The 12225-nt window shown below is 68.3% G+C and carries 8 protein-coding genes; 3 read left to right on the top strand and 5 right to left on the bottom strand.

Annotated elements, in window-relative coordinates:
* Window positions 1-167 precede the first annotated feature (167 nt).
* A complete protein-coding gene (locus tag ACPPVW_RS09955) occupies window positions 168-881 on the top strand; it encodes an ABC transporter permease (protein WP_426622969.1) in 714 nt (237 codons plus the stop codon).
* Window positions 882-981: 100 nt separating this feature from the next.
* On the opposite strand, the gene ACPPVW_RS09950 is transcribed toward ACPPVW_RS09955, so the two are convergent.
* On the bottom strand, window positions 982-2268 hold the full coding sequence (locus ACPPVW_RS09950; RefSeq protein WP_426622968.1) for a S53 family peptidase: 1287 nt from the start codon (window positions 2266-2268) through the stop codon (window positions 982-984).
* Window positions 2269-2388: 120 nt separating this feature from the next.
* Here ACPPVW_RS09950 and ACPPVW_RS09945 point away from each other — a divergent pair, with 120 nt between their 5' ends.
* Window positions 2389-5034: an MGH1-like glycoside hydrolase domain-containing protein gene (locus ACPPVW_RS09945; RefSeq protein WP_426622967.1), complete on the top strand. Its 2646-nt coding sequence runs from the start codon at window positions 2389-2391 to the stop codon at window positions 5032-5034.
* A 126-nt stretch (window positions 5035-5160) separates the two neighbouring features.
* Here ACPPVW_RS09945 and ACPPVW_RS09940 read toward each other — a convergent pair whose 3' ends face one another.
* The gene (locus ACPPVW_RS09940) at window positions 5161-6753 is read right to left on the bottom strand and encodes a BNR repeat-containing protein (RefSeq protein ID WP_426622966.1); all 1593 of its coding nucleotides are present in this window, start codon (window positions 6751-6753) and stop codon (window positions 5161-5163) included.
* A 242-nt stretch (window positions 6754-6995) separates the two neighbouring features.
* Here ACPPVW_RS09940 and ACPPVW_RS09935 point away from each other — a divergent pair, with 242 nt between their 5' ends.
* Window positions 6996-8258, top strand: a complete 1263-nt coding sequence (locus ACPPVW_RS09935) for a MinD/ParA family ATP-binding protein (protein WP_426622965.1) — start codon at window positions 6996-6998, stop codon at window positions 8256-8258.
* 45 nt (window positions 8259-8303) lie between these two features.
* Here the strand turns inward: ACPPVW_RS09935 and ACPPVW_RS09930 are convergent, their stop codons facing one another.
* Genes ACPPVW_RS09930 through ACPPVW_RS09920 form a run of 3 tightly spaced genes read right to left on the bottom strand, consistent with a single transcriptional unit; the run spans window position 8304 to window position 12225 of the window.
* Window positions 8304-10364, bottom strand: coding sequence for an alpha-glucuronidase (locus ACPPVW_RS09930; protein WP_426622964.1), 2061 nt, complete (start codon window positions 10362-10364; stop codon window positions 8304-8306).
* A complete protein-coding gene (locus tag ACPPVW_RS09925; RefSeq protein ID WP_426622963.1) occupies window positions 10365-11297 on the bottom strand; it encodes a carbohydrate ABC transporter permease in 933 nt (310 codons plus the stop codon).
* Complete coding sequence (locus ACPPVW_RS09920) at window positions 11290-12225, bottom strand: carbohydrate ABC transporter permease (protein WP_426622962.1); 936 nt, start codon at window positions 12223-12225, stop codon at window positions 11290-11292. The genes ACPPVW_RS09925 and ACPPVW_RS09920 overlap by 8 nt, the downstream gene beginning before the upstream one ends.

The following is a 12225-nucleotide window of genomic DNA, read 5'->3' as shown; positions in this document are numbered from 1 at the left end:
TGACAAATGAGTCGCAGTCCCACCCAGCACCTTCCGCCGAGGGGCACGCTTGCGCCCCTAAAACCGCGGAATATGGGCGTTTGCGTGCCCCTCGGCGGACTGAGCCCACCGCACCCGCGCCGCCCTCCTCGTACCGGCCGCCCGTCAGGCTCGCCCTGGGATCGCTGTTGCGCGCCGACCTGCTCGTGCTGCTCCGCAGCCGGGTGGCGACCGTGCTCAGCATCCTGCTGCCGCTCGTGATCATCGTCGTCACGACGTTCGGCAAAGCAGAGACCCGGCTCGGCGGTTCGGCCGAGATCATCGGGCTCGCCCTCACCATCGGCCTCATCACGTCGTGCCTGCTCGGCTACAGCCTCACCCTCGCCCACGACCGGGAGGTCGGCGTGCTGCAGGGCCTCCGCGTCAGCCCGGCCCCGACGTGGACGATCATGACCCGCCGGCTGACCGTGCAGGTCGCGGCGAACCTGGTCGGCTCGCTCGTGGTCATCATCGTCGGCGCGATCCTCCACCACCTGACGATCGGCCCGCTCCAGTACGTGCTGATGCTCGCGACGGCTGTGCTCGGCGCCGCGGTGTTCCTGGCCCTCGGGCAGGCGCTGATCGCGCTCGTGCGCACCACCGGCGCAATCAACGCGATCGGGAGGATCCTGTTCATCATTCTGCTGCTCGCCGGCATCCTCGGCGGCAGCGGCGTCCTCGGCGACACGATGCAGTCGATCGCCGATTGGACCCCGGTCGGCGCTCTGATGATCCTGTTCTCGGACGCCGCGAGCGCCACGGCGTGGAGCGGCCAGGACACGAACGCGCTCCTCGCGTGCCGCGGCTACGTCGTGGTGTTCACCTTCATCGGGATCCGCTGGTTCCGCTGGGAGACGCACTGACCCGCCGACCTGCCGGCCCCTCTGGAGTCGGAGCGCCCCGAATCGCGCCGAATGTCGACCTCCCGGTTGCGAGAGGCGACATTCGGCGCGAGGGCACGCGCTACTTCAGCGCGTCGATGATGCCGTTCACGTCAGGGGTGCCCCACCCGGTCGGGCGGTCCCAGCCGGCGGTCGCGGAGAAGCCTCCGCCGAACGTCGGAGTCGTGTTGTCGCCGACCGTCACGTCGTAGAGCAGGCCGGTCGACGCCCAGCCCTGCGCGTACTGGCTGACGTTGCCGACGGTGTGGCCGACTGCCTGGATGACGTCCGCCGTCAGCGCGGCCCACTGCGGGGAGCCCGCCGAGGTGCCACCGACGAAGTAGAACCCGTTGTTGTCACCGCCGAGGAACCCGAGGTAGGTCAGCACGCCGGTGTAGACGCTCGCGTTGTAGGAGACGTCCGAGCCGCCCTTGGCGGTGAACAGGCTCGGTGCACCGCCGGTCTCGCCCACGACGCCGAACGCGCACGTGAGCGGGCAGTGCGAGTAGTCGCCCCACACGGTCTCGCGCGGCTGACTCACTCCGCTGTTCGTCCAGAGGTTGGTGCCGCCGACCGCGGTGACGGTGGGTTCGGATGCCGGGAAGGCGAAGTTCGCGAAGCCCGCGCCGTTGTCGGAGCCGGCGTCACCGGAGGACGCGAACAGCGACATGCCCTGCGCTGCGCCCTTCTCGAACGACTTCCGCGCCTGGAGGGCCTGCCCGTTGTTCGCGTTCGGCGACGAGATGAGGTTGTCCGACTCGCCGAAGCTCATCGAGAGCACGTTGCCCAGCTTGTTGTCCACTGCGTAGCCGATGGCGTTGTCGATCGTGGCGCCGTGATCGTTCGCCGCGATCACCAGGGCGATCTTCGCTCCCGGTGCGACGGCGTGCGCCCACTGGACGTCAAGCGAGGTCTCGACCGCCCAGTCGGCCTGCGTTCCACGGCCGTTCCAGGTCGGCTTGCCTCCGGGGTAGTAGACCGTCAGGTCGGGGGCGGGGAGGCCGAACGCGGCGGAGAACGTCGCGAGGTCGGAGGCCACGGTGGGGCTTCCGAACGCGTCGACGATGACGACGGTCTGGCCGGTTCCGGCCGGCACGCCGCCGATGGTCGCCGGGATGTCGTAGGCATCACGGATGCTCTGCGGCGTCTGGCAGGCAACGCGTCCCGCGGTCTGCGCGAGGCATTGGGAGGGCGTCAGCGCCGGGGTGATCGCCTTCGCCGACAGGGCGGCCTTCTCGATGATGGGGTGCACCGAGTAGACCCCGCTGGTATCGGGGCCGGCTGCGGATGCAGGTGCCGTGACGGCGACCGCGAGGGTGGCGGCGCCGGCCAAGGCGAGTGCGACTGAGACGAACGTCCTGGGCTTCATGGTGCTCCTTCTGTCCCGCCGCCGCTTCGTCGCGGCAGTCTGAGCGGAACAGTACGCTGCGGCGACCGCGCGGCGGAAGTCGGCTATACGGAGGACAACCCCCGCCACCAGAATGGGCACATGCCGCAGGTCGCAGACAGAGCCGAGCACGAACGAATGACGCGAGCGGAGGACGGCTCGGAGGGCTGGAGGGACTGGGGTCCGTACGTCGCCGAGCGGGCCTGGGGCACCGTCCGGGAGGACTACAGCGCCGACGGCGACGCGTGGGAGTTCTTCCCGCACGACCATGCCAGGAGCCGCGCCTTCCGCTGGAACGAGGACGCCATGGCGGCCTTCTCCGACCTCCAGCAGACCTGGTGCCTCGGGTTGTCGCTGTGGAACGGGCGCGACCCGATCCTCAAGGAGCGCATGTTCGGCCTCGCCGGCCCTCAGGGCAACCACGGGGAGGACGTCAAGGAGTACTGGTGGTACCTTCACGGCACTCCCACCCATTCCTGGAACACCTGGCGCTACCACTACCCGCAGGCGGAGTACCCCTACGCCGACCTCATCGCCACGAACGCGTCCCGCAGCCGGCTCGAGCCCGAGTACGAGCTCGTCGACACCGGCGTGTTCGACGACGGCCGGTACTGGGTGGTCACGGTCGACTACGCCAAGGACGGCCCGCACGACCTCCTGATGCGCATCACCGTCGAGAACGCCGGCCCCGACCGTGCCTACCTGCACGTGCTGCCGACGCTCTGGTTCCGCAACACCTGGTCGTGGGGCTACGACGTCGAGAAGCCGGCGCTGCGGCTGGACGGCGAGCGCATCCTCGGCGCCGGGCCGTCCGGCACGCTGGCCCTGCGGGGAGAGGGCACGCCGGAGGCCCTGTTCTGCGACAACGAGACGAACACCGCGCGCCTGTTCGGCGCGGCCGACGACTCCTCCGCCTACCCCAAGGACGGAATCAACGACCACGTCGTCGACGGCGCCCCGACCGTGAACCCGGCCCAGACCGGCACCAAGGCCGCCCTCCACTATGTTCTCGAGCTCGGCCCCGGCGAGAGCCGTGTGATCCGGGTGCGGCTGACCGGCACTGAGGCGACCGGCACGGAGACGGCGCCCGCACCCCTCGACGCTCAGAAGCTCGGCACCGGCTTCGACGAGGTCGTCGCCCAGCGCGCGGCGGAGGCCGACGCGTTCTACACCGGCCTGCCGAACGCGCCGACCGACCCGCACGAGGCCCGCGTGCTGCGCCAAGCGTTCGCCGGCCTGCTCTGGTCGAAGCAGTACTTCCATTTCAACGTGAACAAGTGGCTCGACGGCGACCCCGGAAGCCCTCCCCCGCCTCCAGGCCGGGGCAGCGTGCGCAACGGTCAGTGGCGGCACTTCGACGCCGACGACGTCATCCTGATGCCCGACCCGTGGGAGTACCCCTGGTTCGCCGCGTGGGATCTCGCCTTCCATTGCGTGACGATGGCGCACATCGATCCGGCGTTCGCCAAGGCCCAGCTGATCCTGCTGCTGCGCGAGTGGTACATGCACCCCAACGGGCAGCTGCCCGCGTACGAGTGGAACTTCTCCGACGTCAACCCGCCGACGCACGCCTGGGCGGCGATCCAGGTGTTCCTCATCGACGGCGGCGCCGACTTCGGTTTCCTGGCCCGCATCCTCCACAAGCTCCTGATCAACTACACGTGGTGGACGAACAGCAAAGACAAGGACGAGGACAACCTCTTCGAGGGCGGCTTCATGGGCCTCGACAACATCGCGCCCCTCAACCGGTCGACGCTGCCTCCGGAGGTCGGGACTCTCGAGCAGGCCGACTCCACCGGCTGGATGGCGAGCTATGCGCTCGACCTCCTCGAGATCGCACTGCGGCTCGCGCGCAGCAACGACGTCTATGAAGACATCGCCGTGAAGTTCGGCGAGCAGTTCCTGCGCATCGCGGGCTCCGCCAACAACTCCGGGATGTGGGACGACGAGGACGCCTACTTCTACGACGTGCTGCACCTGGCCGACGGCCGGGAGGTGCCGCTCAAGGTGCGCTCGCTGGTCGGTCTGGTGCCGGTCGTGGCCTCCCTCGCGTACGACGAGCCGGGCGTGCGGACCCTCCCGGAGTTCCGGCGGGTGCTCAACCGCTACCTGGCGAAGCATCCGGAACTCGGGGCGTCGTTCCACCGCAGACAGATCGGAGACGAGCAGGTGTACCTGCTCGCGCTGGTCTCGCCCGAACGGCTGACCCGGATCCTGAAGCAGGTCTTCAACTCGGAGGGACTGCTCAGCGCCCACGGCATCCGCGGCGTCTCGGCCTACCACCGCGAGCACCCGTTCACGGTGGAAGTGGACGGCGTCGAGGCGTCGGTCGACTACGAGCCCGCCGAGTCGACCTCCCCGCTGTTCGGCGGCAACTCGAACTGGCGCGGGCCGGTGTGGTTCCCGCTCAACGCCCTCCTCATCGCCGCCCTGCAGCACTACGAGTCGCACGGCGAGACCGGCGTGCGCATCGAGGATACGCTCGGCTCCGGCAACATGCTCACCCCCGGGGAGGCCGCCGACGACCTCTCCCGCCGGCTGATCTCGCTGTTCCTCCCCGGCCCCGACGGTCGCCGGCCCGCGGACGTCCGCTATCCACTGCTCTCGGCGGACCCGCGCTGGAAGGACAACATCCTCTTCTACGAGTACTTCGACGGCGACACCGGCCAGGGCCTCGGAGCCTCGCACCAGACCGGGTGGACCGCAATGGTGGCGCACCTGATCCTGACGCGGAAGCGGGGTCGGTGAGCCCTCCACGATTCGGCCGAGTGTGCGCTTGACGCCCCCGCGAACGAACAGACAGGACACGCCGCGCGGCGCCCGCGCGACACAGCGTGTCCTGTCATCGCGTTCACACGACGGCCCGCGCACAGACTACTGGCGCACGAGGCGATAGACCGTCAAGGGCGAGCCCTCGCGCGGGTAGTTGGTGTAGTTGTCCTGGGTGCCGCGGACGTTGTACGGACCCGCCTCCCAGCCCAGGACCGTGGCACCCTCGTCATTCGACGACCGGGACCACGACTGGCGTGCCGTGATCGTGTACCCCCGAGCGAAGACTGATGCGAGCATCTCCGCCGGCAACGCGGAGGAGTCGGGAAGCGGCAGATCAGCCACCCGCGCACCGGTGGACGGGTCGAGATACAGGCGGTGAGGCTTCGTTTGGCAGGTGTAGTCCAGCGTCAGGTATTTTCCGTCGAACACGGCCCCCGAGGACGCGCTCATGGTCATGATGTTCATGTCACCGACGAAGGAGTCTTCGCGACGTTCGAGGTCATAGAGACCCTTCCACGCGGAGACCTGCGTGAGCTTCCAGCCGGAGGCGGTGCCGACCTCCGGACGGGCAGTGAACAGCTGTGTGGTCTTGCCCGCACCAGTGCCGACGTACTTGTAGTAGGAGACCAGCGGCTTGCCCTTGTCGTCGAAGCCGAGTGCCATCCCGGTGCCGTTGAGGAGCCCTCCGTGGAACGAGACGGGATCGACCATCGTGCTCTTCAGACCGTGGGTGAACTGAACGACGCCCCTGGTGAAGACCGCTTCGCCCTTGATGTTGTACCAGGTGCGCATGTCGGCGCTGGACGCATAATGCACCTCGGAGTTGCTGTCCGCCGTCGAGTCCCCGCGCCACGTCCAGATCATGTGGAAACGACCATCGGGCCCCTTGACCGGCTCCGACGGATAAGCCGCCGTGAAGGGCGCGTGAGCCCATCCGTTGAAGACGATGGCAAGGCCATGGAATCCCGTCTTGGGATGATGGAGCTGCCACGCGCGTGAGGCCGCGTCGTACTCGAGCACGATCGTATTAGCCCCACCCGCCGACCCGACCCGGCCGCGGAAGAACAACTCGCCGTCGGCGCCCGTGAAGAATTCGCTGTACCTGTTGGCGAGATCCTCCATCGGATATTGGACGCCGTCGTGCGTCGCGGTCCACCTCGGGATCATCGTGGCCGCTTTCAGTGTCTTCAGGTCGTCGCCAGCGGTGGTGACCCAGTACTCGAGCTTGTCGCTGGAGCCCGTGTGAGTCTTGACATGGAGATTGCCGTTGGTATCGAGCGCGAGTACGATCCGCGCGTGCGAATCGAGGTTCAGCGTCCGCTCGAGTGTGACCGACGACCACGCCCCTCCGGCCTTCTGCTTGGCGATGGTGAGGCGCTTCTGAGCGTCGAAGTAGCCGACATAGGTCGTGTCACCTGCTTCGAGCACCTCCTGCGGCACCATCCATCCGGCGAAGGTCCGCGCAGGCGCACCCGTCGCGTCAAGCACCGACGAGGAGGATTCGACTTTCCATTTCCCCTTCGCCGGAGGCGTGATCCCGCCCGGATCCTGGTACGGGCAATCCAAGGTGGATGCCGCGGCGGCGTGCGGCGTGGAGGTCGGCAGCATACCGGCACTGCTGACGATGATGGCCGCGGCTGCGATGGCTCCGCGCAGACCTCGGCTTCGGGCGATTCCTGGCGCTGTTGTTGACATGCGTTTCCCCCTTTTGGTCCCTGAGCGGTCTCCCGCGTGGGATCTCAGACGATAGATTCTGTCCACCAATATGCTTGCATTTTAAGCGGGCAAATACAAGCATTTCTCGGCGAAACCACACGACGGTCACCCGAAATGAGCATCTGGCAATCACCTGAAGAGGAGTGGACGGACGTCACGAACCGGGCTACCGTCACGCTCGGTGTGCGCGCTTCACCCCGCGCCGACCCGGAAGGAGTCCCGTGGCCCTCAACCTGCCTCTGTCCCCGCATCTCAGCGCGCGCTTCAGCCCGGACGCGACCGGCGAGCTCACGATCGACGGCGCGCCTGAATGGTTCGCCGAGGAGAGCACACAACGGCTGCGGGAGGTCGTGCTGAGCCGGGTCGGCGAGATCGCCGCGTCGGCCGGACATCCCGTGCAGCTCATGGTGTCCGACGACGAAGGCGAGTGGCTGCTCGCCGTGCACCCCGACGGAACGATCGGCGACGAGGAGGAACTCCCTCCCGAGGTCGACGCCGATGCCGCACCGGCTCCCGCCGCGGCCTCCCCCGCCGCGCCGGTCGCGCTGCTGCCCCGGAAAGCGCTGGAGCGCGAGTCCTTCCTGTACGCGGAGAAGCCGCGCACCGACCGCGCGCGCCGCGGCGTCCGCGGGGCGCTGGCGCGTGCCGGCATCCCGCTCGAGCCCTCGGCGGCGGAGCTGCGGGAGCGCGAGGAGCTCGACGCGGTCAGCCGGCACTGGGCGGGGCCGCGAACCATCGCGGTCGTCAACGGCAAGGGCGGCGCCAACAAGACCCCGACGACGGCGCTCCTGTCGGCCGTGTTCGCGCGCAACGGCGGCTCCGGCGTGCTCGCGTGGGACAACAACGAGACCCGGGGAACGCTCGGCTGGCGCACCGAGCAGGACGACCACGACGCCACGGTGCATTCGCTGCTCCCCGCGACGGACTCGTTGCTCTCGGCGGAGGCCCGCACGGCCGACATCGGGCGCTTCGTGCACCACCAGAACGCCGACAAGTACGACGTGCTGCGCTCGAACCCGACGATGCTCGCGACCGAGCAGCGCATCTCCTCCGCCGACTTCGACCGCCTGCACACGGTCGCCAGCAAGTTCTACCGGCTCGTCTTCATCGACAGCGGCAACGACGAGTCGGCCGAGCGCTGGCTGCGCATGATCGACCACACCGACCAGCTCGTCATCGCCACGACGGCGCTGGGCGAGCATGCGGAGGCCGGAGCCCTGCTGCTGGAGGCGCTGCTGCAGCGTGACGCGAACTCGGCGCGGCTCGCCCGGGACGCCGTCGTCATCGTGTCGCAGTCCGAGCGCACCGGATCGGCCTCCAACGTCCGCAGAGTCGCCGCGGGCTTTGCGTCCCTCGCGCGCCGGGCGGTCACCATCCCGTTCGATCCGGAGATGCACGGCGGCCGACTGGCCTTCGACACGCTCGCGCCGCGCACCCGCCGCTCGTGGCTGCACGCGGCCGCCGATGTCGCCGAAGGGCTCTGAGGGCGGACAGGGCGCACGCCCGGTTTCGAGCTGATCCCTTCGCGATCAGTAAATCCGCCGACCGCGCTCGTCCGGTATGCCCGACGAGCGGTAGAAGTACGTGCACACCTGGTCGCGCCAGTCCCGGGCGTTGACGAGTTGTCGATCGAGTCGGGAGGCGACCTCGGCGTGCACCGCGGCCGGCACGGAGCCGCGCAGGGAACCCCAGGTCCGCACCATCGCCTCCACCCGCTCGACACCTCGGAAGTGACTGTCGTAGATGTGCTGGAGGACCGTCGAGCCCGAGTGGAGGACATGCCCGTACGGCACGTGGTGGAAGAAGAGCAGCAGCTCGTCAGGGCACCGCTCCGGGCTCTCGTAGCAGTCGGCCCAGCCGGGCGCGTACTGTCCGGCGAAGCCTGTGCCGGTGGCGACGGTCCTGTCGACGCCGATGCCCGCGTGGTCCGCGAAATGGTACGTCCCCCACCGCGAGTACTCGTAGCCGTCCACGCTCGGGCCGTAGTGCACGTGCGGGGTGACCATCCAGCCGACGCCGAGCGGCGCCGTGTACTCCTCGTACACGACGGGGGACTGCCATATCACCTCATGAAGCGCGCGCGCCTCAGGATCCGGGACGTCGAACGTGAGCCGGATCCACTCGTCCAGGATCTCGGAGCTCGAGACCTCGTTCGACCAGGCCAGGCGCCCGAAGCCGTACAGGTTCGCTTGGGCGAGCGGATGTCCGGTCCACGATGGGTCGACCCCAACATTCGAGACGGCGACCATTCCGACCCGCCGCGCGCCATCCGGAGACGCCGTGACGGCGGCGACGGTCCGTTCGCCGCCGGGCGGCGCCTCTGGTCCGTCGAGATCGAACCGGAGCACCTCCTCCCAGGTCCGCGGCAGGTAGAAGAGGTCGATCTGATGCCCGGTGTACTCCTGGGTGATCTGCATTTCGACGACGAGGTTCGTGGCCTCCAGCGCGCCGAGCAGCGGGGAGACCGGCTCGCGGACCTGGAAGTCCATCGGGCCGGCCTTGACCTGCAGGACCACGTTGTCGTCGAACGTGCCATCGAGCGGCGCGAAGTGATCGTGGGCGGCACGCGCGCGGTCAGTCGAACGGTCGCGCCAGTCCTGCTGCGAGTCGTAGACGAAGCATCGCCAGAACAGCGTGCCGTCGAAGGGGCGCAGAGCCCTGGCGAGCAGGTTCGCCCCGTCCGCGTGCCCGCGCCCGTACGCGAACGGCCCGGGCCGTCCCTCGGAGTCGGCTTTCACGACATAGCCGCCGAAGTCGGGGATGGCACGGTAGACCAGCGCCGTCAGCTCCGCCCACCATGCCTGCACCGCTGGCGCAGCCGGGTCCGCGGTCGCGAGGCCGCCGACCTGCAGCGGAGCCGCGAAGTCCACGCTGACGAACAACGCGATTCCGTAGCGGCGGAAGACGGCGGCCACGTCCGTGAGATCCGCCAGATGGTCGACGAGGAGCCGCGCCTCCGTGGCATGGACGTTGACGTTGTTGATCGCCACCGCGTTGATCCCGATGGAGGCCAGTAACCGGGCGTAGTCGACGAGCCGGCCCGTGTCGGCGACGATCCGGCCGTCGCGGAAGAAGATCGACGGGCCGGCGTAGCCCCGCTCGACGCTGCCCATCGGGCCGTCGGCGTTCATGTTGTCCCAGTGGTCGAGCATCCGGATGGGCCGGACGGGGCTCTCGACGATCTCGAGTCCCGCATCCCACCCGTCGCCGAGCAGGGGCTCGCGGAGGAGGCGGAAGAAGCCGTAGAGCAGCCCGCGTCCACCGTTCGCGGTCACGTAGAGAGTCTCGCCCACGGCGTGGAGCACGAAGCCCTCGCCGGTGATGTCTACGCACCGTTCCGTGAGCGCGGCGACGGCCGAGGGATCGACCCCGGCCTCCCGCAACGCGTCGATCGTCCCGAAGACGACATCGCTGCCGGGGCGAAGCGACCGGGACACGCGCTGGGCGCCGATCGCCTCGAGTTCCCCGGCGACCGTCCGCGTCAGGGGCCCGTCGCCGAGCACGTCGACCGTGCGCTCTCGCACGGGATGACGGAGTGCCGATGCGAGCCAGCACGGGTCGCTCGTCGCGAAGAAGGGATCGCCGCTCATCTACTTCAGCGCCCCCGAGGTGATGCCGCTGCGCCAGTAGCGCTGAAGCGTCAGGAACAGGACGACGAGCGGGATGGTCGACAGCATCGACCCCATGACGACCAGACGCACGAGGTCCGGGCTGCTCTGGGCCGACTGCTGCATGGAGTACAGCCCGAGCGTGACCGGCCACAGGCTCTGGTCGTTCAGCACGATGAGAGGGAGGAAGAAGTTGTTCCAGATCGAGATGAAGTTGAACAGGAAGATCGTCACCAGGCACGGCACGATCATCCGGATCACGATCGTCGCGAAGACCCGGAACTCTCCGGCGCCGTCGACGCGTGCCGCTTCCAGGATCTCCCGGGGCACGGACGCCGAGATGTAGATCCGGGAGAGGAACACGCCGAAGATGCTCCCCAGGCACGGCAGGAGCACCGCCCAGTAGGTGTTCACCAGGCCGAGCGAGTTCAGCAGCAGGTAGGTGGGCAGTGCCAGCACCGTCTCCGGGATCAGGACGCCTCCGAGGATCACCGCCATGATCGCGTCACGGCCGCGGAACCAGTATTTCGCCAGCGCGTACCCGGCTGCTGCCGAGATCAGCGTCGCGCCCAGGGCGCCGAGTCCGGAGTAGATCAGCGAGTTCCCCATCCACCGGAAGAAGATGCCGTCCTGGTAGGCGAAGAGGTCCTGGACGTTCTGCACGAAATGCGGCTGAGCGAACCAGAATCCGAAACTGGTGTTCAGGTCGCTGGTGCTCTTGGTCGAGGCGAACCCCATCCACAGGATCGGGATGAGGAAGTACAGCGCCAGGGCGATCGCCACGGCGGTCAGGATCGCCGTGCCCGCGCGGGTGTGCGACGGCGAGCCGGAGACGTCGGAGCGGGTGCTCCGCGGTGCGCGTGGCCGGGTGTCGACCGGTTGCCCGGTCGTCTCGATGGTCGGCGCCTCAGTCATCGTCCGATCTCCTCTGCAGCAGTTTGAGCAGCCCGAGCGACAGCAGGAAGGTCGCGACGGCCATCACGACGGAGACCGCCGAGGCGTAATACGCGTCGTTGGTACCGAACGCGAGGTTGTAGACGAACATGTTCGGCGTGTAGTTGTAGGTCACGTTGCCCGTCAGGGTCTTCAGGACCATCGGCTCCGAGAAGAGCTGCAGTGTTCCGATGATCGAGAACAGCGCGGTCAGCACGATCGCCGGCATGACCAACGGAACCTTGATCAGCCTGGCGACGTGCCATCCCGTCGCGCCGTCCAGTTTCGCGGCTTCGAAGATGTCCCGCGGCAGTGCCTGCAGCGCCGAGAAGATGATGATCATGTTGTAACCGGTCCACTGCCACGTCGTCACGTTCGCGATCGACCACAACACGGTGTGCGGCGACAGGAAGTCCGCCGGCAGGTCCAATGCCTGCAGGGCGTTCACGATCGGGCTGATGCCCGGAACGTAGAGGAACGCCCAGATGATCGACCCGATCACACCCGGCACCGCGTAGGGGAGGAACGAGAAGAGCTGGAGCGCGCGCCTCAGGCGCACCATCCCGGAGTCGAACAGGAGCGCCATCGCCAGCGCGAGCACCAGCATGACCGGGACCTGGACGAGCCCGTAGAGCAGGACACGCCCTGCGGCGGTCAGGAGGGTGGGATCCGTCAGCGCGCGAGCGTAGTTCGCCAACCCGGCGAAGTCCACGGTGGCGGCGCCGAAGCCGGTGCCGCTGCTGGTCTGGGTGAACAGACTCTGCCCGATGGCGAACACCACGGGGACGATGCGGAACAGCAGGAAGAGCAGGAGGAAGGGGGCCAGGAAGATCCAGGCGAAACGCCAGTCCCGGGAAGCCCCTTTCCTCCTGGCCGTCCTCGTCTCCGCCGTGAGGAGGGAGCTTGACAC

Source organism: Leifsonia sp. McL0607 (assembly GCF_049993355.1).
Classification (GTDB): Bacteria; Actinomycetota; Actinomycetes; order Actinomycetales; family Microbacteriaceae; genus Leifsonia.
This window is presented reverse-complemented; position numbering and strand designations above follow the sequence as displayed.

Excerpts from the sequence above, each read along its gene's own strand:
- ACPPVW_RS09950 (WP_426622968.1), bottom strand. The coding sequence starts at position 2,268 with ATGAAGCCCAGGACGTTCGTCTCAGTCGCACTCGCCTTGGCCGGCGCC.
- ACPPVW_RS09945 (WP_426622967.1), top strand. The coding sequence starts at position 2,389 with ATGCCGCAGGTCGCAGACAGAGCCGAGCACGAACGAATGACGCGAGCG.
- ACPPVW_RS09940 (WP_426622966.1), bottom strand. The coding sequence starts at position 6,753 with ATGTCAACAACAGCGCCAGGAATCGCCCGAAGCCGAGGTCTGCGCGGA.
- ACPPVW_RS09930 (WP_426622964.1), bottom strand. The coding sequence starts at position 10,364 with ATGAGCGGCGATCCCTTCTTCGCGACGAGCGACCCGTGCTGGCTCGCA.
- ACPPVW_RS09925 (WP_426622963.1), bottom strand. The coding sequence starts at position 11,297 with ATGACTGAGGCGCCGACCATCGAGACGACCGGGCAACCGGTCGACACC.